The 24,713-nt window shown below is 57.7% G+C and carries 27 protein-coding genes and 1 pseudogene; 16 read left to right on the plus strand and 12 right to left on the minus strand.

Annotated elements, in window-relative coordinates:
- Nucleotides 1–12: 12 nt before the first annotated feature.
- From ACSQ3H_RS23905 to ACSQ3H_RS23930, 6 genes and pseudogenes are all read left to right on the plus strand, one after another.
- Nucleotides 13–864, plus strand: coding sequence for a transporter substrate-binding domain-containing protein (locus tag ACSQ3H_RS23905; RefSeq protein ID WP_436119611.1), 852 nt, complete (start codon nucleotides 13–15; stop codon nucleotides 862–864).
- A gap of 70 nt (nucleotides 865–934) precedes the next feature.
- Nucleotides 935–1,654: an ABC transporter permease gene (locus ACSQ3H_RS23910; protein ID WP_436119612.1), complete on the plus strand. Its 720-nt coding sequence runs from the start codon at nucleotides 935–937 to the stop codon at nucleotides 1,652–1,654.
- Entirely contained in the window at nucleotides 1,654–2,373 is a 720-nt protein-coding gene (locus ACSQ3H_RS23915; protein ID WP_436119613.1) for an ABC transporter permease, read from the plus strand. The genes ACSQ3H_RS23910 and ACSQ3H_RS23915 overlap by 1 nt, the downstream gene beginning before the upstream one ends.
- The gene (locus ACSQ3H_RS23920) at nucleotides 2,370–3,152 is read left to right on the plus strand and encodes an ABC transporter ATP-binding protein (protein ID WP_436119614.1); all 783 of its coding nucleotides are present in this window, start codon (nucleotides 2,370–2,372) and stop codon (nucleotides 3,150–3,152) included. The genes ACSQ3H_RS23915 and ACSQ3H_RS23920 overlap by 4 nt, the downstream gene beginning before the upstream one ends.
- A gap of 35 nt (nucleotides 3,153–3,187) precedes the next feature.
- Nucleotides 3,188–4,042, plus strand: a complete 855-nt coding sequence (locus tag ACSQ3H_RS23925) for a transporter substrate-binding domain-containing protein (protein WP_436119615.1) — start codon at nucleotides 3,188–3,190, stop codon at nucleotides 4,040–4,042.
- Nucleotides 4,043–4,120: 78 nt separating this feature from the next.
- A pseudogene (locus ACSQ3H_RS23930) lies at nucleotides 4,121–4,363 on the plus strand (dienelactone hydrolase family protein); the annotation flags it as partial.
- A gap of 48 nt (nucleotides 4,364–4,411) precedes the next feature.
- On the opposite strand, the gene ACSQ3H_RS23935 reads toward ACSQ3H_RS23930, so the two are convergent.
- Complete coding sequence (locus ACSQ3H_RS23935) at nucleotides 4,412–5,401, minus strand: substrate-binding domain-containing protein (protein ID WP_436119616.1); 990 nt, start codon at nucleotides 5,399–5,401, stop codon at nucleotides 4,412–4,414.
- A 389-nt stretch (nucleotides 5,402–5,790) separates the two neighbouring features.
- On the opposite strand from ACSQ3H_RS23935, the gene ACSQ3H_RS23940 reads away from it, so the two are divergent.
- The 3 genes from ACSQ3H_RS23940 to ACSQ3H_RS23950 are packed head-to-tail and all read left to right on the plus strand — an operon-like array spanning nucleotide 5,791 to nucleotide 8,492.
- The gene (locus ACSQ3H_RS23940) at nucleotides 5,791–6,534 is read left to right on the plus strand and encodes an ATP-binding cassette domain-containing protein (RefSeq protein ID WP_436119617.1); all 744 of its coding nucleotides are present in this window, start codon (nucleotides 5,791–5,793) and stop codon (nucleotides 6,532–6,534) included.
- Nucleotides 6,535–6,572: 38 nt separating this feature from the next.
- Nucleotides 6,573–7,571, plus strand: coding sequence for an ABC transporter permease (locus ACSQ3H_RS23945; protein WP_436119618.1), 999 nt, complete (start codon nucleotides 6,573–6,575; stop codon nucleotides 7,569–7,571).
- 24 nt (nucleotides 7,572–7,595) lie between these two features.
- Nucleotides 7,596–8,492 (plus strand): NAD-dependent epimerase/dehydratase family protein, encoded by an 897-nt coding sequence (locus ACSQ3H_RS23950; protein ID WP_436119619.1) that lies wholly within the window; start codon nucleotides 7,596–7,598, stop codon nucleotides 8,490–8,492.
- Nucleotides 8,493–8,501: 9 nt separating this feature from the next.
- Here ACSQ3H_RS23950 and ACSQ3H_RS23955 read toward each other — a convergent pair whose 3' ends face one another.
- Together ACSQ3H_RS23955 and ACSQ3H_RS23960 are read right to left on the minus strand one after the other, a co-directional pair.
- Nucleotides 8,502–9,023: a DedA family protein gene (locus tag ACSQ3H_RS23955; protein WP_436119620.1), complete on the minus strand. Its 522-nt coding sequence runs from the start codon at nucleotides 9,021–9,023 to the stop codon at nucleotides 8,502–8,504.
- A gap of 100 nt (nucleotides 9,024–9,123) precedes the next feature.
- Nucleotides 9,124–10,023: a LysR family transcriptional regulator gene (locus tag ACSQ3H_RS23960; RefSeq protein WP_436119621.1), complete on the minus strand. Its 900-nt coding sequence runs from the start codon at nucleotides 10,021–10,023 to the stop codon at nucleotides 9,124–9,126.
- Nucleotides 10,024–10,202: 179 nt separating this feature from the next.
- Between ACSQ3H_RS23960 and ACSQ3H_RS23965 the strand changes: the two genes are divergently transcribed.
- Together ACSQ3H_RS23965 and ACSQ3H_RS23970 are read left to right on the plus strand one after the other, a co-directional pair.
- Nucleotides 10,203–10,943: an SDR family oxidoreductase gene (locus ACSQ3H_RS23965; protein ID WP_436119622.1), complete on the plus strand. Its 741-nt coding sequence runs from the start codon at nucleotides 10,203–10,205 to the stop codon at nucleotides 10,941–10,943.
- Nucleotides 10,944–10,991: 48 nt separating this feature from the next.
- Nucleotides 10,992–11,894, plus strand: a complete 903-nt coding sequence (locus ACSQ3H_RS23970; RefSeq protein ID WP_436119623.1) for an SDR family oxidoreductase — start codon at nucleotides 10,992–10,994, stop codon at nucleotides 11,892–11,894.
- 60 nt (nucleotides 11,895–11,954) lie between these two features.
- Here the strand turns inward: ACSQ3H_RS23970 and ACSQ3H_RS23975 are convergent, their stop codons facing one another.
- The 6 genes from ACSQ3H_RS23975 to ACSQ3H_RS24000 form a co-directional block, all read right to left on the minus strand.
- Nucleotides 11,955–12,683 carry an amino acid ABC transporter ATP-binding protein gene (locus tag ACSQ3H_RS23975; RefSeq protein ID WP_436119624.1) on the minus strand — a complete coding sequence of 243 codons (729 nt, stop codon included), beginning with the start codon at nucleotides 12,681–12,683 and terminating at the stop codon, nucleotides 11,955–11,957.
- Nucleotides 12,684–12,720: 37 nt separating this feature from the next.
- A complete protein-coding gene (locus ACSQ3H_RS23980) occupies nucleotides 12,721–13,395 on the minus strand; it encodes an amino acid ABC transporter permease (RefSeq protein WP_436119625.1) in 675 nt (224 codons plus the stop codon).
- Nucleotides 13,392–14,069 carry an amino acid ABC transporter permease gene (locus ACSQ3H_RS23985; protein WP_436119626.1) on the minus strand — a complete coding sequence of 226 codons (678 nt, stop codon included), beginning with the start codon at nucleotides 14,067–14,069 and terminating at the stop codon, nucleotides 13,392–13,394. The genes ACSQ3H_RS23980 and ACSQ3H_RS23985 overlap by 4 nt, the downstream gene beginning before the upstream one ends.
- Before the next feature lie 98 nt (nucleotides 14,070–14,167).
- A complete protein-coding gene (locus tag ACSQ3H_RS23990; protein WP_436119627.1) occupies nucleotides 14,168–14,959 on the minus strand; it encodes an ABC transporter substrate-binding protein in 792 nt (263 codons plus the stop codon).
- A 43-nt stretch (nucleotides 14,960–15,002) separates the two neighbouring features.
- On the minus strand, nucleotides 15,003–15,509 hold the full coding sequence (locus ACSQ3H_RS23995; protein ID WP_436119628.1) for an Lrp/AsnC family transcriptional regulator: 507 nt from the start codon (nucleotides 15,507–15,509) through the stop codon (nucleotides 15,003–15,005).
- Nucleotides 15,510–15,709: 200 nt separating this feature from the next.
- A complete protein-coding gene (locus ACSQ3H_RS24000; protein ID WP_436119629.1) occupies nucleotides 15,710–16,876 on the minus strand; it encodes a diphosphate--fructose-6-phosphate 1-phosphotransferase in 1,167 nt (388 codons plus the stop codon).
- Between the two features lie 399 nt (nucleotides 16,877–17,275).
- Between ACSQ3H_RS24000 and ACSQ3H_RS24005 the strand changes: the two genes are divergently transcribed.
- From ACSQ3H_RS24005 to ACSQ3H_RS24015, 3 genes are all read left to right on the plus strand, one after another.
- Nucleotides 17,276–17,485 (plus strand): cold-shock protein, encoded by a 210-nt coding sequence (locus tag ACSQ3H_RS24005; protein WP_112528883.1) that lies wholly within the window; start codon nucleotides 17,276–17,278, stop codon nucleotides 17,483–17,485.
- Between the two features lie 90 nt (nucleotides 17,486–17,575).
- A complete protein-coding gene (locus ACSQ3H_RS24010; RefSeq protein WP_436119630.1) occupies nucleotides 17,576–17,998 on the plus strand; it encodes a DUF6481 family protein in 423 nt (140 codons plus the stop codon).
- Nucleotides 17,999–18,091: 93 nt separating this feature from the next.
- The gene (locus ACSQ3H_RS24015) at nucleotides 18,092–20,005 is read left to right on the plus strand and encodes an ABC transporter ATP-binding protein (protein WP_436119631.1); all 1,914 of its coding nucleotides are present in this window, start codon (nucleotides 18,092–18,094) and stop codon (nucleotides 20,003–20,005) included.
- A gap of 29 nt (nucleotides 20,006–20,034) precedes the next feature.
- On the opposite strand, the gene ACSQ3H_RS24020 is transcribed toward ACSQ3H_RS24015, so the two are convergent.
- Nucleotides 20,035–20,784: a hypothetical protein gene (locus ACSQ3H_RS24020; RefSeq protein ID WP_436119632.1), complete on the minus strand. Its 750-nt coding sequence runs from the start codon at nucleotides 20,782–20,784 to the stop codon at nucleotides 20,035–20,037.
- Between the two features lie 166 nt (nucleotides 20,785–20,950).
- Between ACSQ3H_RS24020 and ACSQ3H_RS24025 the strand changes: the two genes are divergently transcribed.
- Together ACSQ3H_RS24025 and ACSQ3H_RS24030 are read left to right on the plus strand one after the other, a co-directional pair.
- The gene (locus tag ACSQ3H_RS24025; RefSeq protein WP_436119633.1) at nucleotides 20,951–21,448 is read left to right on the plus strand and encodes an arsenate reductase ArsC; all 498 of its coding nucleotides are present in this window, start codon (nucleotides 20,951–20,953) and stop codon (nucleotides 21,446–21,448) included.
- 116 nt (nucleotides 21,449–21,564) lie between these two features.
- Nucleotides 21,565–21,843, plus strand: a complete 279-nt coding sequence (locus ACSQ3H_RS24030; protein ID WP_436119634.1) for a HigA family addiction module antitoxin — start codon at nucleotides 21,565–21,567, stop codon at nucleotides 21,841–21,843.
- Between the two features lie 22 nt (nucleotides 21,844–21,865).
- Here the strand turns inward: ACSQ3H_RS24030 and ACSQ3H_RS24035 are convergent, their stop codons facing one another.
- Nucleotides 21,866–22,780, minus strand: coding sequence for a bifunctional helix-turn-helix transcriptional regulator/GNAT family N-acetyltransferase (locus ACSQ3H_RS24035; RefSeq protein ID WP_436119635.1), 915 nt, complete (start codon nucleotides 22,778–22,780; stop codon nucleotides 21,866–21,868).
- Nucleotides 22,781–22,875: 95 nt separating this feature from the next.
- On the minus strand, nucleotides 22,876–24,525 hold the full coding sequence (locus ACSQ3H_RS24040; RefSeq protein ID WP_436119636.1) for an FAD-binding dehydrogenase: 1,650 nt from the start codon (nucleotides 24,523–24,525) through the stop codon (nucleotides 22,876–22,878).
- Nucleotides 24,526–24,713: the final 188 nt, after the last annotated feature.

Here is a 24,713-nt window from a genome sequence, read left to right on the forward strand (position 1 = left end):
AGGGGAATGAACATGAAGAAGAAATTGCTGTTGGCTATCGTAGTCGCCGCTCTGTCGTTCACGGGTACAGCGGCAAACGCCAAGGACTGGACCCATGTCAAAGTCGGTATCGAAGGCGCATTTCCGCCCTGGAACATGATTGATTCCAGCGGGAAACTATCGGGTTTCGATGTCGATCTGATCCAGGACCTGTGCACGCGCGCCAAGGTCGAATGTGAACTTATCACTGGCGAATGGACAAGCCTTATCCCCAGTCTGAATGCCGGGAAGTTCGATCTCGTTATGACGCTTGGCATCAATGAAAAGCGCAAGCAGGTCGTGGATTTCACCGTTCCCTATGCAAGCGGTGTTGCCAGTTTCCTCACGCTTAAGGACGGGACGGTAGCGGCCCTTCCCATGACGGGCGAGCGCCTTAATCTCAACGATCATGCCAAGGCCGATCCCATAATGGCGGATATCGGCAAGGAATTGAAGGGCAAGTCCGTGGGCGTTGTCGGCTCGACGAGCCAGGAACAGCTTATTCAATCCTATTTCGGCGATACGGTTACGGTCCGCACCTATAAAAGCTCACCGGAGCGCGATCTCGACCTGAAGGCAGGACGCATCGACGCGGGTTTCGACAGCGGGGTCTATGCGACCTCCATGCTGGCCAAGCCAGGCAACGAGGATCTGCAGATGTCCGGCCCGCTCATCAAAGGCGCCATGCTTGCAACGGAAGTGGCGCTTGGCACACGCAAGGGGGAAACGGATCTCCAGGAAAAGTTTGACGCTGCAATCAAATCGGCTGCCGAAGCGGGCGTCATCAAGACGCTTTCGGAAAAGTGGAGCAAGCTCGATCTCACGCCGACATTCAGCGGAAATTGAACGCGCAGTTTCAAGAGTAGGGCACGAATATGCCGTTCAATCGTCTTTATGAAGCCGGATCGTATTGGCCATGAACCAGCCGGGCTTCCTTGACGTCATCAGCTTTGGACCGGGAGGGTGGGGCGCCGCGCTTCTCGCCGGAGCCTGGATGACGGTTCTCGTCGCCATATCCGGATTTCTGATCGGTTCGATCATTGGCACGTTCGGCGCCTGGGCAAAGATCTCCGGCGGCAGATCGCTGCGAATGATCGCCGACGGATATACGACGGTCCTGCGCGGCATTCCCGACCTTCTGGTGATCTATCTTTTCTACTTCGGCGGAAGCGCCGCGGTCACAGTGATCGGGCGTTTTTTCGGCTCGGAGGGGTTTATTGGCTTTCCGGGTTTTCTTGCCGGCGCGTTGGCGGTTGGCATCACTTCGGGCGCCCAACAGACAGAGGTGTTTCGCGGGGCATTCAAGGCCGTGCACCGAGGCGAAATCGAAGCGGCAATCGCTTGCGGCATGTCACGCGCGCTGCGATTCAGACGGATCATCGCACCGTTGACGCTTCGCCACGCACTGCCCGGCATGGGCAACGTCTGGCAGGTCGTGTTGAAGGAATCGGCCCTGGTTTCGATCACCGGTGTCGCTGAATTGCTGCGTCAAGCGCAGGTGGGCGCCGGATCGACCGGAATGCCTTTCAACTTCTATGTCGTGGCCGGGGCGATCTACCTGACGATCTCGACCTTCTCCGGTGCGCTGCTGCAATGGTCCGAGCGCTATTTTTCACGCGGCGTCAGGAGGAACTGATGGATTGGACATTTACACTTGAAACGTTCATCAGCCTTGTTGCGGCAATTCCATTGACGCTGCAACTCGCTGCCACGTCGATCCTGCTCGGCGCTTTTCTCGCCCTCGGTCTGGCGCTGCTTCGGCTTTCCGGGGTTCGAGTTCTGGACTGGTTTGCCCGGTTCTACGTATTCGTGTTCCGCGGCACGCCACTGCTGGTGCAAATATTCCTCATCTATTACGGGCTCAGCCAGTTTCCGGAGGTGCGCCATTCCATCCTGTGGCCGATCCTGCGCGAGCCCTATTGGTGTGCGGTCATCGCGCTGACCCTCAATACCGCCGCCTATGCCAGTGAAATCATCCGCGGCGGGCTCTTGTCGGTTCCGCATGGCCAGATAGAAGCCGCACGCGCCTGCGGCATGCCGCGCTTCATGGTTTTCCGGCGGATCGTTCTTCCGCTCGCTATACGTCAGGCCTTGCCGGGCTACGGCAACGAGATGATTTCCATGGTCAAGGCGACATCGCTTGCCTCGATCATCACCCTGATGGAAGTCACCGGGGTTGCCGCGAAAATCATCTCGGAAACCTACCGCGCTATCGAGGTCTTCGTCGTCGCGGGCGTGATTTACCTGACCATCAACTTTCTGCTGACGCGGCTGGTGCATCTCGTCGAATACATGCTGAGCCCGCATCTTCGCGCACCGCGGCTGCAGGCCCCCGTTCAAGGAGAGAGCAAATGAACGCTCAAGTGCCTGCGATCACGCCACTGGCGCTCGACGTCAAGGATTTGCACAAGAGTTTTGGCAACGTCGAAGTGCTGAAAGGGATTTCGCTAGGCGCACGCGAAGGTGAGGTCGTCTCGATCCTTGGCTCTTCAGGTTCCGGCAAGTCGACCCTGCTCCGCTGCATCAACCTCCTCGAAGTGCCCGACTCTGGCGAGGTGACGGTTGGCGACGAGACGATCCGCATGCAGCGCACGCGCGACGGAAAAAGCCGGCCGGCGGATCAGGCACAGGTCGAACGGGTTCGTTCGCGGCTCGGCATGGTGTTTCAAAGCTTCAACCTGTGGTCGCACAAGACCATCCTCGAGAACGTCATCGAAGCGCCGATCCACGTGCAAAAGCGTCCGCGCAAGGAGTGCGTGGAAGAGGCGGAAGCGCTTCTCGCCAAGGTTGGCATCGCCGAAAAGCGCGATCACTATCCTTCGCATCTGTCGGGGGGCCAGCAGCAACGCGCCGCAATCGCGCGCGCTCTTGCCATGCACCCGAAGGTGATGCTGTTCGACGAACCCACCTCGGCGCTCGATCCGGAACTTGTCGGCGAGGTGCTGCGCGTCATGCGCGGTCTGGCCGAAGAGGGCCGCACCATGCTGGTGGTCACCCACGAGATGGGCTTTGCCCGCGATGTCTCCAGCCGCGTCGTCTTCCTGCACAAGGGGCTCGTCGAGGAGGACGGCAAGCCGGAAGACGTGTTCGTCAATGCGAGATCCGAACGATTCAAACAGTTTATCAAAGGCTGAATTGATCAGCCCAGTAAAAAAGGGGAATACCGGTAATGAAATATGCAATTCTTACTCTGAAGGCACTGCTGCTGTCAGTGTTGCTCTTTACGTCGGGCGCCCATGCGGAAGGCAAAGAATGGAGCAAGGTTACAATAGCAACGGAGGGGGAATTCCGTCCGTGGAATTTTACCAAGGCGGATGGGACCTTGGATGGTTATGAAATTGAACTCACCAAGTATCTTTGCCAGCACATGAAAGTCGAATGCAACATTGTTGTTCAATCTTTTGACGGCATGATCCCGGCTCTGAATGCGGGGAAATTCGATGCCATTATCTCTGGTATGTCGGCGACCGCCAAGCGCGAAGAAGTGATCGACTTCAGTGAATCCTACGGAACCACGGGTCAGACTTTCGCGACACTGAAATCGGATTCACTTGTCGATATGCCGCTCAAGGGTCAAGTCTTCTCGCTCGCCACCAACGAGACGGGCGCTATCGAAGCCCTGAAATCGCTGACACCGTTGCTACAGGGCAAGACTATTGGTGTGCAGGGTTCCTCGATTGCAGCGTCCTTTCTGGAAAAGTACCTGAAAGGTGTCGTTGAAGTGCACGAATACAAGACAACCGAACAGCATGATCTCGATCTGAAGGCAGGCCGAGTTGATCTTATAATGGCCTCCACGGCCTATCTTTCGACCGCTGCCGCCAAGCCGGGAAATGAGGAAATGACTGTCGTTGGCCCGCGCTTCCAGGGTGGGCTTTTGGGCCGCGGCAGCTCGGTTGGGCTGCGCAAGAGCGATCCGGAATTGAAAGCCATGTTCAATGAGGCCATCCAGGCTGCCAAGGCGGATGGCACGATCAAGACACTGTCACAAAAGTGGTTCGGGTTCGACGTTACACCACTTTGAAATAACGGACTCCATTGAAGAAATGCCGGGCATTCAAGCGATTGTGTTTGTGCCCGGCTGTCCATGATCGACTATGACAAGGGTCGAGTCTATGTCGGTGTTGCCGGCGTCGATGGCAGCTTTCCGCCGGAACAATCGGCACGCCTCGCCGAAGCGCTAAGGACCGCCGAAGTCGATCACGTCATCGAAAACTATGTCGGCATGGCCCATGGCTGGGCGGTGTCCGATCATGGTGTTTACAACGCGGGCGGCGGCGAAAGGCATTGGAAGCGGCTGGAGGCATTCTTCGACGAAGCATTGAGCCAAGGTACTTTGCGCTAGAGCAGTGTTTGGAAGCGCCCGGATGCCGGGCGCTCCCAAAATCTTGACTTACTTCTGGATGCAGGTCGAAACCGTATCCTTGGTGCATTCGTCGAGGCCGGTGAAGACCGGATCTTCTACCGGCTTGCCTTCGATCAGATTGATCATGACGGAAGGTGCCTTATATCCCATCTCGAAAGGCCGCTGACCAACGAGTGCGGTTACCAGGCCTTCGCCGGCAATCGCCACTTCGTCGCCGATGGTGTCGGCGGCGCCAATGACGAATTCATTGCTGGCGATCTTCTCCTTGTATGGACCGAACAGGTCACGGTAAGGCTGCGGCGCGCCGAACAGTGGCCAGCCACCCATGATACCGAATGCATCGAGCTTCGGATTGGCAGCAAGGATATCGGTCATCGCCTGAACGCCTTTGGCGCCATCGTCATTGGTGAAGACAGGGCAGCCTGCAACTTCCGTCCAGCCGCCTTCTCCCTTGAGTGCGGCCAAGCCCTTCTGACCCGTCAGCGCATCACGCATGCCTTGGGCACGGCGAAGGATATTGTCCGCGCCGGTATTGCCTTCGATGGTGCAGATCGTGCCACCCTTCGGCTTGCCCTTTTTGATGTATTCGCCAATCTTGAAGCCCATCAGATAGTTGTCGGTGCCGAGATAGGTCTTGCGCAAGGCGGCATCTTCAGCAGCGAGGTCTGCGTCAAGCGTCATTACCGGAACCGACGGATTGGCCGTTTTGATCGTCTGGGCAATCAGCTTGGCATTCGACGGCGAGATCGCGATCGCGGCCGTGTCCGCCTTGCCGAGCACATCCTGTACGATCTGCGCCTCGCCGGCTTCATCGGATGTTGAGGCTGGACCAGTATAGAAGCACTCATATTCCGAGCTGGCGTTTTCGCTGTTCCACTTCTCGCAACCCTGATGAATTGCCTCGAAAAACGGATTATCGAGACCTTTCACGACGATGACGACTTGTTTTTTGGCCAGAGCAGGCCCGGCACTTAGTGCAAGAGCGGCTGCAGCGACTAACAATAGTGACTTTCTCATTTATTCCTCCCTTGGAAACAAACGGACATTCAATGTCCGCCATTCAGTCTTCTACCGTTGATAGAATGCGCAAGCGCTGGTGTTCAAACCTGCTTTGATACCGGATCCCCTCCAAACTTTGCCCGCTGCGCTACGGGCAAGTACATTCCTCCGACTAGCAGCTAATATTGACCAAGTTCACCCGTCAATGGGTATTTGTCATATAAAACGACTTTTGATGAGCATCGGGACCGGATTCGTCCGAAAGCCGATTGACGCCCCGCGCGGCGTTTGCGTAAATGCGCCTCACAGCTCTTCCTGGGGAGGGGAGGGCGGGATCACGACGAGCCCGGTATTCAAGCAAAAATGCCGGCGTCGCGAATACAAATGGCACGGGAGGCAGGCGGCTGGTGGCAGTTCTCGAACTCACCAACATTTCAAAACATTTCGGCGCCATTCAGGCCGTCAATGATGTTTCATTCTCCATCGAGGCAGGCGAAGTGGTTGGCCTCATGGGCGATAACGGTGCGGGCAAATCGACCCTCGTCAAAATGATCGCGGGCAATTTCAGCCCGAGCCACGGTACCATGCGGATGGATGGCGCCGAGCTTGTCCTCAACAAGCCGGTGGAGGCGCGCCGTCACGGCATCGAGATTGTTCATCAGGACCTGGCGCTGTGCGATAATCTCACCGCTGCGGCCAACGTCTTCCTTGGCCGCGAAATTCGCCGGGGCATCGGGCCCTTCCGGATTCTCGACTACGCGTCCATGTATAAGCGCGCCGGCCAGATTTTCGCCGAGCTGAAATCGGAAACCCGGCCCCGCGATCTCGTCAAGCAGATGTCGGGCGGTCAACGGCAGGCGGTGGCGATCGCCCGTACCAGACTTTCCGAGGCAAAGATCGTGCTGATGGACGAACCGACCGCAGCAATTTCCGTGCGTCAGGTCGCAGAGGTGTTGAATTTGATCCGCCACCTGCGCGATCAGGGCATTGCCGTCGTCCTCATCAGCCACCGCATGCCCGATGTGTTTGACGTTGCCGATCGGGTGATCGTTATGCGGCGGGGCAGGAAGGTTGCGGATAAGCAAATCGCGACAAGTTCGCCCGAAGAAGTCACCGGACTTATCACCGGCGCCATCGAACAGGTCGCATAGCCGGCGTGTCGGCAGAATTTGGAGATAGAAGGTCGACTATGGCAATTACACTTGACCAGACAATTGGGCAGAAGCAGCAGAGCTGGCTTGCGGAAAAACTGAGCAGCCAGACTTTCTGGGTTCTGGTTGCCGTTATCCTTGCGTGTATTTTCCTGTCGTTCGCCACCGATTCCTTCGCGACGTCCAAGAACCTTTACAACATCACGCGCAACGTCACCTTCGTCGCGATTATCGCGCTCGGCATGACGCTCGTGATCATTACGGGCGGCATCGACCTCTCTGTCGGCTCGGTGCTTTGCCTATGCAGCATGATTCTCGGCGTCGTCATGCATGCCGGCTACAGTATCGAGGTGGGTATCGCCGCCTCGATTGGCACCGCTTTGCTTATCGGCGCCTTTCATGGCGTGTTGATTGCCTATATCGGGATGCCGCCATTCGTGGTGACACTCGGCATGCTGTCGATCGCACGCAGTCTTGCCATGGTCGCATCCGGCAATACGGTGATTTTCCAATTCGGGCCGGATCACGATAAACTCCTGGCGCTTGGCGGTGGTGCCTGGTTCTTCGGTATCGCCAATCCCGTGGTCTACATGGTCGTGCTGGCGTTGCTCACCGGCTTTGTCTTGCGCTGGACGAGGTTCGGGCGCTACGTTTATGCCATTGGCGGCAACGAACATGCGGCGACGCTCACCGGCGTTCCCGTTCGCCAGATCAAGGTCGCAGTCTACATGATCTCTTCGCTCTCGGCGGGTATTGCCGGAATCATCCAGACCGGCTGGCTCGGCGCGATCACCACCAACATCGGCACCGGCCTCGAACTGCAGGTCATCGCCGCAGCTGTTATCGGCGGAGCGGCACTGGCTGGCGGTGTCGGTACAGCCTTGGGTGCAATCGTCGGAGCGGCACTGATCGAGGTGATCCGCAACAGTCTTGGCCTGCTCGGTATCAACGCCTTCTGGCAAGGCTGTTTCATTGGCGGCGCCATCCTGTTCGCAGTCCTGTTCGACCGGATGCGCAAGTTCCGCCAGAGTGAATGATTTACGCCTAAGGAGAATGCAAAAATGAAGAAGCGGATCGTATTCACCGGCGGGACCGGTAAAGCGGGACGTCACGTCGTTCCATACCTCGTCGGCAAGGGTTATGAGGTATTGAACGTCGATCTCGCGCCGCTGGATTATCCGGGCGTCAATACGCTGAATGCGGATATTGCCGATAGCGGCCAGATGTTCGACGTATTATCAAGCCACTTTGGTTTCGAGGGCTTCGAGACCGGTAAGGGTCCAGCGCCGATCGATGCGGTCGTGCATTTTGCAGCGGTGCCGCGCGTGCTGATCAAGCCGGACAACGAGACGTTCCGCATCAATACGATAGGGACCTACAATGTCATCGAGGCTGCGGTTAAGCTCGGGATAAAGAAGATCATCATCGCCTCGAGCGAGACGACCTATGGCGTCTGTTTTGCCGAAGGCGACAAGGATTTTCACCATTTCCCGCTTGAGGAAGACTACGACAGCGATCCGATGGATAGCTACGGCCTGTCCAAAGTCTTGAACGAGAAGACCGCGCGTGCTTTCGCCATGCGCTCGGGGGCGGATATCTATGCGTTGCGCATTGGCAATGTGATTGAACCGCATGAGTATGACCGGTTTCCCGCCTTTCTGGCCGACCCGATGTCGCGCAAGCGGAATGCCTGGAGCTATATCGATGCGCGCGATCTCGGACAGATCGTCGATCTCGCGATCCGCAAGGATGGCCTTGGCTTCCAGGTATTCAATGCGGTTAACGACACGATCACCGCAACGCTACCGACACGTGAGTTCCTGGCGAAATATTGTCCTGGCATTCCGATCCGGCGCGAGCTCGGCGAATTTGAAGCTCCTCTTTCCAATCGCAAGACACGCGAGGTCCTTGGTTTCCGGGAGGAGCATGACTGGCGTAAATACGTTCCTCAGAAGTGACAGAGGGATTTAGCGCCAGAACGTGTGAAACAATCCGCCAAAAAAGTAGGGACCAAAACTCCAGACAGCCGCCCAAAGTGCGGCACCGAGGAGATTTGCCAGGAAGAAACTATGCCAGGCCATCCCGACGGATCCCGCGACGAGGCCGTTCAATTGCCGCAGCACAACGACAAAACGTGCGCCGAAAACAATGATTGGCCCGCGGCGCCGAAACAGTTCTTGCAGCTGTTCAAGCCGTTCCGGGGTGAGTTTGACGAGCCAGCCATATCGCCGTAGCAACGGTCGTCCGCCGTAATGCCCGATCGCATAGCCGGTACTGTCGCCAAGCACGGCGGCGGTCCAGACAGCGAAAAACAGGTCGGCGACCGCAAGGTCACCTCGTACAGCGAGAAGCGATGACGCGACAAGCGCACTTTCGCCGGGAAGCGGCGCCCCAAGCGATTCCAGGTATATGATGACGAAGATCGCATAGAGCCCGTATTGCTGTATGTAGGGTTCGATGAATGAAACGCCGTCGTGCAGGAATTCCACTGGTTTGCTTTCTGTTGGGGCGTCGGTGGGTGCCACACCGTATTCGCACAGAATTATTACGAATCTCAACGCATGCAGGGCATTTTGTCGTGCTGAACGTTCAAGTCACTGCATTCTTCGAGGCGAATTCCTGCGTCACCCAATCGAGGAATACCCTTACACGCGGTGAGAGTTGCCGGTTGCGAGGATAAAGCAAGGACACCGGCATCGGGCGCGGCGGACAATCGGGGAGAAGCTGGATGAGCGTGCCTCGCGCAAGATCGTCAGCGGCGTGGAATCTGGGCACCTGAACGAGCCCGAGCCCAAGCCGTGCGGTTGCAAGATAGCTCTCCGTACCGGTGACCGAAATCGTCGTGGGCAAGGACACATTCTGGTAAGTCTCGCCGACCATGAAATCCAGCGGCCTTACTATGCCCGTCGTCAGCGATCGCAGCCCGATCATGCGATGACCCTCGAGCGCGTCCCAACGTGCCGGGACGCCGAAACGGTCGAGATAGGCGGGTGTGGCGCATGTCAGCCGCTCCAGCGTCACGACGCGGCGGGCGATCATATCGCTGTCCGGCAGGATACCGAACCGCAGCACGCAATCGACGCCTTCGCGGATAAGGTCGATCCACCGTTCGCCTTCGCTCATGCTGATTTCGATATCGGGATACTTTTCGAAAAATGTTGGCAGGCCCGGCAACAAAAAGTGCCGCGCCAATGTGCCCTGCACCTCCACGCGCAGCAATCCCTTTGGTCTTGCCGCGCCGAACGCTCCTTCCGCATCCTCAAGATCAGCGATGAGCGAGACGCACCGCCGGTGATGCGCCTCGCCATCAAGCGTGGGACTGACCTGCCTTGTCGTCCGTTCGAGCAGCCGTACGCCGAGCCGAGCTTCGAGCTGTTTCACCGCATCGGTGACGGTCGAGCGGGGCAGGCCAAGGTCGTTGGCGGCGAGCGTGAAACTGCGCCGTTCGACGACCCGGACGAAGACACGCATCGCTTCAAATCTATCCATCTGGCAGTTCCGTTTGCTGGATCAAGAGTGATCGCATCATGAAACGCCAGCACCGTCTCCGCAAGAGATTTGTTCGTATTTTTCGGATAGTGATGACGGAAAATGCATGATTATCCGCATGTGGAAAGGATCCATTCTCTCGTCATTACCACCGGAACAACATAAAGAGGATAAAGACCATGACACAGCAGACAAACAAGGTTGCAATCGTCACCGGAGCATCTCGCGGTATCGGCGCAGCAATTGCAGAACGGCTTGCCAGCGATGGCTTCACCGTTGTCGTGAATTATGCGGGGAGTGCCAAAGAGGCTCAGGATCTGGTTAGCAAGATCGAAGCCAGCGGTGGCAAGGCGATCACCGCACAGGCGAACGTCAGCGATGCGGCTGCCGTGCGGCGGATGTTCGACTCTGCTGAAGCAGCATTCGGCGGTATCGACGTGCTGGTCAACAACGCTGGCGTTCTGAAGACGATCCCGCTGGCTGACACAAGCGACGAGGAATACGACCGCCACTTCGCAATCAATACGAAGGGCACGTTCAACACATTGCGTGAAGCCGCCAAGCGGCTGAAGGACGGTGGACGGATCGTCAACTTTTCGTCGACGACCGTTGGTCTCAACATGCCAGGCTATGCTTTGTACAACGGCACCAAGGCAGCGGTCGAAGCCTTCACCCATGTATTTGCCAAGGAACTTCGCGGCCGCAACATAACTGTCAATGCAGTCGCCCCCGGGCCGATTGCCACTGACCTCTTCCTCAACGGAAAAAGCGAGGAACTGATTGCGACGTTTGCCAAGATGCCGCCGCTCGAACGCCTCGGCCAGCCAAATGATATCGCCAACGTGGTCTCCTTTCTAGTCGGCCCCGACGCCGGCTGGGTCAATGGCCAGATCCTGCGCGCCAATGGCGGTGTCGCCTGATCATCAATCAATTTGTTCCACGGTTCACGAATTCAAAGGATCAATATCATGAGCAAGCAAGTAATCGTCGTCACCGGTGCATCCAGCGGCTTTGGAGCACTCTCCGCCCGCGCATTGGCGCAGGCAGGCCACATCGTCTATGCCGGCATGCGCGCCACCGAGAGCCGCAATGCTCCTGCGGTAGCCGACGCAGCAGCCTTCGCCAAGGAGCACGGCGTCGACCTTCGCTCGGTTGAACTCGACGTTGCCAGCGACGCCTCTGTCGAAGCGGGCATTGCCAGGATCATCGCGGACGAAGGCCACCTCGATGTCGTCATGCACAATGCCGGCCATATGTCCTTCGGTCCGGCCGAAGCCTTTACGCCGGAACAGTTCGCCGAACTCTATGACGTCAATGTTCTCTCGACCCAACGCGTCAACCGCGCCGCACTTCTCTACATGCGCAAGCAGGGCAAGGGTCTGGTCCTATGGATTTCCTCGTCGAGCACCCGCGGCGGCACGCCTCCATACCTCTCACCCTATTTCGCCGCCAAGGCGGCAATGGACTCGCTGGCAGTCTCCTATGCCGCCGAACTTTCCCGTTGGGGTATCGAGACAGCAATCGTCGTGCCAGGCGCCTTCACCAAAGGCACCAATCACTTCGCCCATTCCGGCGCACCGGACGACAAGGAACGCGCGGCCGAATACAACGAAGGTCCGTACAAGGGTGTGCCTGAGCAAGCACTCCAGGGTCTGGCGGCGCTCGAACCAGCCGACGCCGATGCGGGAGCAGTCGCTGTCGCCGTGGTGGATATTGTCGGCATGCCCTTCGGCACCAGGCCATTCCGCACGCATATCGACCCGTCGCAGGACGGCGCCGAGATCGTCAATGGTGTCGCCGACCGGGTGCGCGCGGAAATGTACCGCCGCATCGGCCTCGAAGATCTCTTGAAGGCGCATGCCGTCGCCTGATACCGCCGGTTCAATAATGCAAAGGCCGGGGGTGAACCCTCGGCCTTTGCACGACACACCTCAATGCCGCAGGATTTTGCTCAGGAAGGCGCGGCTTCGATCGGTTTTCGGGTCGGAGAAAAACTCTTCCGGCGTACCGGTTTCAACGATTGCTCCAGCATCCATGAATACGACCCGCTGTGCCACTTTGCGGGCAAAACCCATCTCGTGCGTCACAACCATCATGGTCATGCCTTCCTCGGCGACGCCAACCATCACGTCGAGTACCTCACTGATCATCTCAGGATCGAGGGCTGAAGTCGGCTCGTCGAACAGCATGATTTTCGGGCGCATGCACAGGCAGCGGGCGATGGCGACGCGCTGCTGCTGACCGCCTGAGAGTTCGGCCGGATAGGCATTGAATTTATCGGCCAGTCCGACTTTCGCCAGCATCTCGCGGCCCGAGGCCTCGGCCTCTCCGCGCGGAATTTTTCGCACATGGATCGGTGCAAGCGTGACGTTCTCGAGCGCCGTCTTGTGCGGATAGAGATTGAACGACTGGAAAACGAAGCCGATTTCAGTGCGCAGTTCCGTCATGTTGGTGGCGCGGTCGCCGAGACGCTGCCCATCGACGACAAGGTCGCCATCCTTGATCGTTTCGAGGCCATTGATACAGCGGATCAGCGTGCTCTTGCCCGAGCCGCTGGGGCCGCACACGACGACGACTTCGCGCGGCTCGACACTGAGCGTGATATCCTTGAGCACGTGGAGCGCTCCGAACCATTTATTGACGCCGCGAAATTCGATCATGTCAGGCTGCCTTCGTTGATGGGGCCGTCGGTGCGCTTCACAGTTGCACCTCGCCATGGGCGGCGCTCATGCGTCTCTCCAAACGGCGCGCGAGCAGGATGAGCGGATAACACACGATGAAATAGCCAACACCGACGATGGCGAACACGAGCAACCCATTGGGAACCCGCTGAACCACCAGCCAGCCGACGCGCGTAAGATCGGTCAGGCCGATCGCTGAGACAACGGACGAGTCCTTGATGAGAAGCACATATTGTCCAACCAGCGGCGGCAGGGAAACGCGCATCGCTTGCGGCAGCACCACCTGGCGCATCCGCTGCCACTGCGAAAGACCGGAAGCGAGCGCCGCCTCGACCTGCCCGGTCGGCACCGAACGGATGCCCGCCGCGACGATCTCGCAAATGAAACAGGCCGCAAGGTTTGTCAGCGCGATGATACCCGCGGTGAACGCATCGAGTTCGACACCGAGTTCGGGCAGGATGAAGAAGATAAGAAATATCTGGACGAGGAACGGTGTGCCGCGGATCAGATCGATCCACACCCCGATCGCAGCATCCAGCAAGCGATTGCCACTCGTGCGCAAGACACCGAGCGCAAAACCAATGATGGTACCGAGAACGAGACTGATCGCGGACAGGGCAATGGTCATGCCGAGCCCGCGCAATGCCAGCGGATAGCTGCCTATCAGACTCTGGAGCTGGAACCAGATCATGTGCGGCTCCCGATTGGTCGCACGCCGAGCCAGCGCGCCGAGAAAACCGCCAGTGACTTCAATCCGTAATAGAGAACGAGATAGCAAGCGGCAGTCGTGATGAACCCTTCGGCGGGCATGAACCGGTCCGACGCCAGCAACTGCCCGGCCCGCGTCAGTTCGGCAACGGAAATCAGGGACAGCAACGCCGAGTCCTTCACCAGAACAATGGCCTGGCCGAGGAGGGGTGGAATGGTGACCCGGATGGCCTGCGGCAGGATCACCAGGCGCATGCGCTGGGAATACGTCATCCCGGACGCAACACCGGCCTCCACCTGCCCACGCGAAATCGACAGGATACCGGCGCGGATGATCTCGGCGATGTAGGCGCCGCTGTTCAAAGCCAAGGCGAGGATGCCGACGAAGAGCTCCGGCAAAACGAACCCCAGCCGCGGCAGGCCGAAATACAGGAAATAGAGCTGTGCCAGCAGCGGTGTCGCACGGATTGCGTCGATGTATATTTTTGCCGGAAGCTGCAGGAGCCGTGAGCGCTGCAAGTTCATCGCGCAAAGGATGATGCCAACAGCAAGGGCGCCCGCGAATGAAACGATCGACAGCCACAGCGTCGCAGCAAATCCCTGCCCGAACAGGGGCAGGTATTCGACAATGGTGCGAAAGCTGAAGTTTTCAAGCATGCCGGGACGATCCCTCGGGTCGCGGAACGAGCGCAGTCAAAAAGCGGCCGGTCGGTATGCGTGAGGCTCCAGCCTCACGCAAAACCGTTCGGAACCAGCTATTGGTGGTCTTTCTTCCAGGCTTCCGAATTGACCCAGTAATCCAGGTTTGTCTGCAGACGGCCATCGAGGGCGACCTGATCGAGGAAGAGGTTCATCCAGACAAGAAGGTCCTGTTCGTCATAGCGTGTGGCGAAAGCCAGTGGCTCCTTTGACAGAACTTCCGGCATGATCGTGAAGGTTCCGGCCGGATAGGCCGCCTGCTGACCCTTGACCGCGGAGACATCGTTTACGCCGCAATCGGCCTGGCCGTTGTTGACGGCATCGAGCAGGAGCGGACCGCCGCCCTTGTAGCTCTTGATTTCGGCATCGGGGAAAGTCGCCTTTGCCACTTTTTCGCCAGTTGCTCCGAGAAGAACGGCGATCTTGGTGCCTTTGGCCTTGCAAGCATCCATGGTGCCGAATTTGCTGTCTGCCTTGGCGAAGACAGTGCTGCCCGTGTACATGAAGGGCTTGGTGAAGGCGACTTTCATCGCCCGTGCCAGTGTCGGCGTCATGTCCGCAACCAGCAGATCGGCCTTGCCGGAAAGCAGTGCCGGGATCAAGCCATCCCAATCGTAATCCTGGAACGTGATCTTTACGCCCATTTCCTTCGCCATCAGTTCGGCAAGCTCGACCGAGCTGCCGGTTCGCTTGCCAGCCGCATCCACCATGGAAAAGGGAGGGCCTTGCGTCTGGACCGCGACTCGCAGTTCGCCCCGCTTGGTGATGTCGTCGAGTGTTCCGGCGTTTGCGAGGCTGGCAGTGGTCAGCAGCGCAAGTCCCGCAATGAATAATTTGGCAATCTTCATTCTAAGTTCCTCCGTTTGTATTCCCCGCCCTTTATTGGGCTCTTTAGGTTGTCTTTGGCGCTGTTGCCGGATCCGTCCAGCATCCCTCCGGCAAGCTCACCCATTTGTTGCACGATGCCATGACCACAAATGTCTCGCTTCGTACGATCTCTCCCACGTCGCCAACACCCGGTATCAACTCGCTCGTGACCCTGTACAGATCAGCAACATCGCCAGCGACGATCACATCGACGATGATATCGAAGCGCCCGGTGACAACACATGCCGAGGTGACGAACGGCAGCGCCGCAATCCGTTCCGCAATCTCGCGCGCCCGGCCACGCCCCTGCGTATTGACCCCGACAATCGCCGAGATCAACTCGGGACGTTCCGTCAGGTTAAGCAGTCCGACGATCTTCAGGAGGTTTCGGTCCAGCAAGTTGCGAAGGCGCGTACGTACGGTTGGCACGGACATAGCCATCGTTTCAGCGAGGCGTGTCAAGCCAGGCTGCGCATCCTGCGAAAGCTGTTTGACGAGCCGCCGATCCGTCTGATCCAGATGTTCCCGCAAGCGGCCTGACTTTCATAAAAGAGAAAATATAGCGATAATTTTTACCGATATGAAATATCGTATGCCGTACTTTTGCAGAACACAAGGGTTTGTAGCCCTCGCCGAGTTAACGGCGTTCGAGATGGGAAGGAGACTATCCTTCTTCCACAACGAGGCAGTGTAATTTGGATTGCTGTGATCCGGTCAGGCCTGGACCCGTCTTACACAAATGGTTTTGCCGGCTCGAACCTGCGGGGAAGCAATCTCTCCAGATAGGCCCGGCCCTGCGACGAAATGTGGTTTGTGTCGGGCAACATGAAATCATCGGGCAGATGCTTCGTCTTTCCGGCGACATTGGCCAGCGGTATCAGCTGTAGGCTGGTTTTTCCATTTTCATACTGCAAAGCCACAGATCCGCCACCGCGGGCGACGGCTTCCACAGCAAAAGCTCCGGCTTCAAAGGCTTCGCGCGCGTCCGTTTCGTTGATGGTCGCGATATTGCCGCGCGGTAGATAGCCGAATGTATCGACGCGGGCGCGTGCACCGGGCAGCCCGTCCCGGATCAGTTGCTCGATGGTCATGCCGAGATCACCGCCGGAAAGCCGGACATTGCCATGTGCATCCCGCTCGAGCCGGTCGGGCGGAACCAGGTTTTCGACGACCGATCGTCCGTCTTCCGCCGTGACGCCCTCCGACATTGCCACGATGCAGCGCCCGTGGCGCGCGGTTGCTTCGCGCACATCGTTGATGAATCGTTCCGGCGAAAACGCCCGCTCGGGCACATAGAGCAGGTGCGGTCCACTCTCCTCGTCCAGCTGCCAAGCGGCTGCCGCTGTGGTGAGAAAGCCCGCATGTCTGCCCATGACGATGCCGACATAAATTCCCGGCAAGGCGCGAAAATCGAGATCGACGCTGAGGAAGGCACCGGCGACGAATTCGGCTGCGGATATGAATCCTGGCGTGTGATCGTTTTCAACAAGATCGTTGTCGATCGTCTTTGGGGCGTGGACAAAGGCAATATCCTTGCCAGCGGCGTCGGCAAGTATCTGCTGGGTCCCGGCGGTATCGTTTCCGCCGATATAGATGAATGCGGTAGCTCCGGCCTTGTGCAGGCCTTTCAGGATAATCTCGCAATAGGCCGCGTCGGGTTTGTCGCGCGTGCTCCCGAGGGCTGCACTCGGCGTTGCGGCGATAAGGCGGAGTTGCTGTTCGCTCAGAGCCGAAAGATCGACGAAATTCCCGTCGCGGATACCGCGCACGCCGTGTATTGCGCCGAGCACACGCGCACCCGGGTAGCGCTTGCGTACCTCGATTGCGGCGCCCGCCAGGGTCTGGTTTATGACGGCAGTCGGCCCGCCGCCCTGCGCAATTACGAACGTCTCGGTCATATCAATTCTTTCGGTTTGCGTTGTTTCCGGAAGCCGGATGGCCGGGGTAGACTGGATGATAACAATATTTGGCCGCATGCACTACATAACAGCATCGAAGGAGTTGAACGGATCACATGGCACAACGCGCCGGCAGCGCCGGCAGGCGCAGCGCTATCACCGGCTTTCGGAGGAAAACTAGGTAATAATACTGAGCCAGCTGTAAAATACCCTCGTTGGAATTGTTTTGCGCGAAGCGAGTTGAAACAATATGAATTCAATTCTATAAATACGGCGTTGAATTTTTGATTGTCGAAGTTTTTCGCGTGCAAACGCTTTACCTTCTCGTTCAAAACTCGATAGGAGCGGTTATCGTGCATATGTACGATACCAAGTTGATGTTGGCAGGGAGGGCTTAATATGGCCACAGGCACAGTTAAATGGTTCAATTCCACAAAAGGTTTTGGTTTTATTCAACCTGAGGACGGCGGTGCGGATGTGTTCGTGCATATCTCTGCCGTTGAGCGCGCCGGACTGCGCAGCCTCAATGATGGCCAGAAGATCAATTACGAGCTGGTGCGCGACAAGAAGTCGGGCAAAATGTCAGCTGATCAATTGAGTGCTGCCTAGTCAGCGCGTTCAGTTTGTGGTCGCCAAGAAGGTGACCATGCCGTAAACTGGGATATATGACAGAGGCCAGGCCGATGCCTGGCCTTTTTAATGGAATTGGATTCAAGAGCTCAAGCAGCTCCACAATATGTGAACAAGGATGACTACCGGTTGAAAAATCTTAAAGAATTGGCTGAGCGCCGCGCTGCTGCAGCTGAGGCGAAGAAACTGCTTCTCAAGAAGTTTGACAGTGCGCCAAAGCCAAGCGATCCCGAGATGCTGGCGAAACGCGCCGAACGTGAGGCAATCGCAGCGGCGCGTGAAGCAAGACGCGCGGACAAAGAGCGATTGGCGCAGGAGAAACTTGCGCGCAAACAGGCGGAAGCCGAAGCGCTCGCACAGGCCGCCTTGGCTCAGGCCGAGGCTGCCAAGGCCGAAGCGAACAGGCATGTCGCGCGTGTCGTGGCCGATGAGGCTGAACGCAAGGCGGAACGTGACCGGCGTTATGCTGCCCGCAAGGCCAAGCAACGCTGAGCCTGATCTGAAAATTTCCTTTAAGTTTCTTGTCCACTTGCTCTCGAATTTCGCGCGATTGACAATATCTGACTGAATACAGGATTGTTTCAAATGCCGAGGAGTTACAGCAGTGGCGGACGGGTTCCGCGAGGGGCACCCGGACGAGCGCCGGGAGGGCCGCCCCTGCCGGAGGTCCGAACCTTCAAGGAGCGCTTCGGGGCTCTGAAGAACCTGTGGCCGTTCCTGTTGATGGTGTGGCGCACAAGTCCGCACCTGACTGCGGCGTCGCTTGTCCTGCGTCTGGCCAGGGCGCTTCTTCCTGTCGCCACCCTGTTCGTCGGCAAGCTCATCATCGACGATGTCGTGTTGCTGGTGCAGACGCCGAACAAGCCGGAAACCCTGTCGCAATGGCTGAACAGCGGTCTCCTGAACTGGCTTGGCCTTCTTCTCCTTGCCGAATTCTCGCTGGCGGTTCTGTCGGATATTCTCGGGCGTGTGGTATCGCTGATCGACAGCCTGCTCTCGGAACGCGTGTCCAATGTCTCGAGCGTCCGTCTGATGCAGCATGCGGCAACGCTTGATCTGGAAGATTTCGAGGATGCCGAATTCCAGGATCAGCTCGAGCGGGCCCGCCGCCAGTCCAGCGGGCGGATGACACTGATGGGGCAATTGCTCGGTCAGGCCCAGGACATGGTGACAGTGGTGAGCTTCGCCGCAGGCCTGATCGTCTATGCGCCCTGGCTCATCGTCCTGCTGTTTCTTGCACTGGTGCCAGCCTTTCTTGGCGAGGCGCATTTCAACGCACAAAGCTATTCGCTGGATTTTGTCCGCACACCCGAGCGGCGCGAACTCGATTATGTGCGACAGACCGCGGCCAGCGTCGAAACCGCCAAGGAAGTCAAGATCTTCGGTCTCCATAGTTTTCTGATCGATCGCTATGTGCGCCTCGCCACCGATTTCTACGCGGCCAATCGCAGGCTCGCGCTGCGCCGCGCCAGCTGGGGTGGGCTTTTCACCGCCATGGGTACGATTGGCTACTATCTGGCTTATGCCTACATTGTCTTGCGCACGTTGGGCGGCGAGTTTTCAATCGGCGATCTGACTTTCCTCGCCGGCTCGTTCCGGCGCCTGCGCACGCTGCTCGAGGGTCTTCTGGCAAGCTTTTCAAGTACGGCAGGACAGGCCCTTTATCTCGACGATCTCTTCGCCTTCTTCGAGGTCAAGCCGGAAATCCTCTCGCCGGACAATCCGCGTCCTTTCCCGCATCCGATCCGTCAGGGCTTCGTGTTCGAGGATGTCGGGTTCATCTATCCCGGCGCCGAGCATTGGGCGGTTCGCCATCTCAGCTTTACCCTGCATGCTGGCGAAGTGGTGGCGCTGGTCGGCGAAAATGGTGCTGGCAAGACCACGTTGGTGAAGCTGCTGACCCGCCTCTACGATCCGGATGAAGGCCGCATCCTGCTCGATGGCCACGATCTGCGCGAGTACGATCTCGAGGCATTGCGCGGCAATATGGGCGTGATCTTCCAGGATTTCGTTCGCTACAATCTCAGCGCTTCCGATAATATCGCGGTTGGCAGGATCGCCTATCGGGACGATCATGTCCGCATCGCGCAAGCGGCATCGCGAAGCCAGGCGGACGGCGTCATCGCCAGACTTCCAGGCAAGTATGAGCAGATGATCGGCAAGCGTTTCAAGAACGGCGTCGAACTATCGGGCGGCGAATGGCAGAAAATCGCCATCGCCAGAGCCTATATGCGCGAAGCGGAGGTGCTGATCCTCGATGAGCCGACAGCAGCGCTCGATGCCCGCTCCGAGTTCGAGGTATTCAGGCGTTTCAAGGAACTCAGTCAAGGCAAGACGGCGATTCTCATTTCGCACCGTTTTTCCAGCGTGCGCATGGCTGATCGTATTCTCGTTCTCGCCGACGGCAAGGTCGAAGCTGCAGGCACGCATGAGGAACTTGTCGCACAGGCCGGTCGCTATGCCGAACTCTTCGAGTTGCAGGCCGCAGGCTATCGATAGTGTCGACAAAACTTGCTCTAGTGCGACCGTCATACGTGCCGCAACAAACCAGAGCCGTTTTCCTGGGACACCATATGGTACCAGCCCGGGACGTAGGTGTCGGTGTTTGAACAGGCTCGTGCAATTCCTGGATGCTGTTTCACCCATTTTTTCAAGGCGATCCAGGCAGCGCTTTGCGTGAACGACAGGGGCCGTATCCGACCTGCGATAGGAATACCGAATTCTCGAGCGAGAGCTTCCACGTCTTCATCGGAAAAACGTGGAAGGATAATATGCGGTTCGTTGTATTTGCAGATCGCGTAATAGGTTCTGCCGGTACCTTTTGAGATCGAGAGCGCTGCGCCCAAGGGAACACCGCGACCATAGGTGCGGTTTTCAAGCATTTTCAGACACGGACCCTCAGCAGATATAGATCCTGTAAAGATACGGCCGCAAATTTCTACTCTATGGAATTCATGTCTGTCGGGCATCCTGTTCTCCCATGATCTAACAGAGGATGTGACGCAGGCACGCTTGACAACTTCGCGAATCATACACGGATTCGAACATTTAGAGCAAATTTTATCTAAATAGAGCCAGTTCTGTTTCTCGGATGGCGAGACAATCCGCGCGGAAGGTGGCGAGGCCGATGTCTTTCCATCGGACGATGCCGCCTGACAAAGTGGGTGGCCGCCAGCCGGAAACCCGAAGGGCCGGGTGAATTCAGGCCAAATCCATCGGACTTCGGCATCGTCCGATGGAAAGACATCGGCCTCGCCAAACCCCTCGACCTTGCCCACGAATTCCCTCCGGCAGAACGGTTCTATTTAGACAAAACTTGCTCTAACCAGAGTCTGGCCAGGCTTGGAGGCAGGGGTACACACCTTTCGTTGGACTGGTGTCACATTTCTGAATCATAATGTGCCCAGAAATCTCACCTTGAATTCAAAAGCAAGGAGATGCGCCGTGAACGATAAAGTCTTCCACGTCCTGTTTCTCTCACATCGCAATTCGGCAAGAAGCATGATGGCCGAGGCGATTCTCAATCATATTGGAAAACCCCACTTCGTCGCCTACAGCGCCGGCACGGAGCCCGCGAGCGAGATCGATCCTGAGACACGGGAACTACTCGAGCAAACTGGCTACCCGATGGATGGTCTTCACCCTAAACACTATCGTGAGTTCGGTTTGAAAGGCGCGCGCAATCTCGATTTCGTTTTTACATTGAATGATGACGCGGCGGGCGAACCTATGCCTGAATGGCCGGGCGTGCCAGTCACGGCACATTGGGAGTCTGTAGATCCGGTCCATGCAAGCGGTCAGCCATGGGAGCGCAAGCAGGCATTTTCCCGCACGATGAAGGAACTGGATCGCCGATTGAAAATTTTCATCAACCTTCCACTCACATCGCTTGATCGCCTGAGCATCCAGCATCACGTCGATGAAATAGGCAAGTCAACGTAACTACAACGTGACTGGCAGCGCCGGGCCGCCGCTTTTGCGCCACGATTTTTTCATCCGCCTGACACGTCGGCTGGCTATGATCGAAGTACTCGAATCAAACCTGATCGGCAAGGCAAATGAACACATCAGCAAATCGATGGACGCCGCACTGGGCGATCCATCCGGGCGAGCATTTGCGTGAATGCATTGAATCCCACGGACTGTCGACGGAGGACTTCGCACGCCGCGTCGAGATGCCCGTGGCGATTGTCGATGCCATTATTGCCGGTCAACACCCGATCACGCTCGACATCGCGATGCGTATTGATCGGACACTTGGCATCATGCCCGAACTTTGGTTTGTGCTGCAGGCAAGATGGTTGCGTCATCAGGAAACATTTCAGGTGTCGGCATAGAGCCTTTCCAAAGGTCCTGACCCTAGAGATCCAGCACCCATGTCTGACCAACGAGATCCTTGCCAAAGGAGTGATGCTTTTCCTCATCGACAAGGTGAAATCCGGCTGCCTCATAAATGCGGCGTGCCGAGACGAGGACGTCGTTCGTCCAGAGCTTGATTTGCCGGTAGCCCAATTCTCTCGCGCGCTCGATACAGGTTGCAACGAGTGTTCGCCCGATACCAAGACCACGCGCACTTGGCTCGACATAGAGCAGTCGCAGCTTTGCGACCGCAGGATCCTCGCTCTGCACGAGGAAGATTGACCCGGCGATCGAACCTGCATGCTCGGCAATCCATGCCGCTTCCCGCGCCGGATTGAAGCTGGCGACGAATTTCGCCAGGATTTCCGCGGCCAGCGCCTCATAGGTCCAGTCCAAGCCATATTCCTTGTAATAGAGCACCGCCTGCCGGTGGATGACCCAGCCAAGATCGCCGGGCTGCGGGTCGCGATATGTCACCTCGCCTGGTGTCTGGCTTTCAGCATCGATGAGGCTCCTGATCTGGCGCATCGACGAAACCAGCCGTCTGCGCGCGTCGTCGTCCAGCGGTGCGAGGATTTGCTCCATCTGAAGTTGCGAGCGCCGGTTCAGCCCCGAAAAGACCTCCTGGCCCGCTGGCGTCAGCGTTATGAGGCGCTGCCGTCCATGCGATGAACTGGCACGAACGCGCACGAGTTTACGCTTTTCGAAGCGTGAGATGATGCGGCTGAGATGGGCCTTGTCCATGTGCAGGCTGCGACCGATATCGGCGGCGGTCTGTTCTCCATTGTTTGCGAGTTCGTATAGCACACGGCCCTCGGCCAAAGTGTAATCGCTGGCAAGCAGATGCTTGTCGAGCAGTCCGATTTCTCTCGTAAAAAAGCGATTGAAACTGCGGAATTCGTCAACGGCGTTCATGTCGAAACCTCAATGTTGTCAGTGACAACATACTATGCATCCGTGTTGGATCGCAAGGCGGAAAAAGTGCCGCTTATGAAGCTTTCGCAACGTGACTATATCGCCTTCGCCGCTGCTCTGCCGGCTGTGCGGCCCGAGAAGATACAGCCGCCGAGGAAGGTTCCCTCGAGCGAATTATAGCCGTGCATTCCGCCGCCGCCAAAACCGGCGGCCTCGCCGGCTGCATAGAGCCCGGCCAGCGGTTCGCCATCGGCTTTCAAGGCCCGCGCGCTCAAATCCGTCTCGATGCCGCCAAGCGATTTCCGCGTGAGGATGCTCAGGCGCACCGCAATCAAAGGGCCATGTTTCGGGTCGAGTATCTTGTGTGGTGGTACTACGCGCACCAGCCTGTCGCCGATATAGTTGCGAGCGCCGCGTATCGCCGTGATCTGCACGTCTTTGGTGTAGGGATTGTCGACCTCGCGGTCGCGGGCCATGATCTGCGCCTTCAACTTGTCTTCATGAATCAGATTGTCACCCGTCAGCGCATTCATGCGGCGGACAAGTGCGGAGAAGTCCTTTTCGACGATGAAATCTTCGCCATTGTCGAGGAAGGCCTGCACGGGAGCCGGGACACCGCCGAGCGCACGCTTCAGCACCTGCCACCAGCTCTTTGAGGTGAAGTCCGGATTCTGTTCCGAGCCAGAAAGCGTGAATTCTTTCTTGACGATCGTCTGGTTCAGCACGAACCAGGAATAATCAAAGCCGCTCTTCATGATATGGCTGAGCGTCGACAGTGTATCGAAACCAGGCAGGCATGGTGCGGGCAGGCGGTCACCGCGCGCATCGAACCACAGGGATGAGGGCCCGGGCAAAATGCGGATGGCGTGCTTGCTCCAGATCGGATTCCAGTTGTTCACGCCCTCGACATAATGCCACATGCGGTCTTCGTTGATGAGATGCGCTCCGGCCTTCCCGGCGATGCCCAGCATCAACCCGTCGACATGGTCCGGCACGCCGCTGATGAGGTGTTTCGGCGTTCCGAGCCGCGCCGGCCAGTTCTTGCGCACCAGATCATGATTGCCGCCGATGCCGCCGCTGCAGATAATGATCGCCTGTGCCTTCAGGGCGAACGAACCGGTGGCAATGCGCGAACTGGGTTCGCTACGCCTGACCTCGCTCGGCTGGAGGATTTCGCCCTCGACCCCGTCAACGATCCCGGCGCTGGTGATAAGCGCTGTCACGCGATGCCGGAAGCGAAAAGTGAGAAGCCCTTTTTGTTCGGCTTCGCGAGCTCGCCGTATGAACGGCTCGACAACGCCAACACCCGTCCCCCATGTGATATGAAAACGCGGCACCGAATTGCCATGGCCGGTGGCGAGCGATCCGCCGCGCTCGGCCCAGCCGACGACAGGAAACCACCGCATGCCTTGAGCGTGCAACCATGCGCGTTTTTCGCCCGCTGCGAAATCGATATAGGCTTCCGCCCATTTGCGCGGCCAGTGATCTTCAGGCCGGTCGAAACCCGCCGAGCCCATCCAGTCCTGCCGAGCGAGTTCGAGTGAATCCTTGATGCGCAGACGGCGCTGCTCGGGGGAGTCGACGAAGAACAATCCGCCGAAGGAACGCCAAGCCTGGCCGCCGAGCGTCTGTTCCGGCTCCTGATCGAGGACGATCACCTTCTTGCCGGCGTCGGCGAGTTCGGTCGCCGCGACGAGCCCGGCGAGGCCCGCGCCAATGACGATCGCATCCGCATCATAACCCATTGCCGATTTTCCTCCCGCGTCCATCCGCGTAGCAGAAAAAACAGGAAAGCTAAATTGTCATTGCGGGTGAGTTTTGAATGAAAAGGAGCTGATCTGGGACAAGAACCTTCGATTCTCATGCAAGAATCATCGATTCCGAGATGGTTTTAGCTACTGGAGATTGAAATTTACGTGTGGTTAGTTGTGTT

The sequence above is a fragment of the Phyllobacterium sp. LjRoot231 genome (assembly GCF_964253365.1).
In the GTDB taxonomy this organism is placed as follows: domain Bacteria; phylum Pseudomonadota; class Alphaproteobacteria; order Rhizobiales; family Rhizobiaceae; genus Phyllobacterium.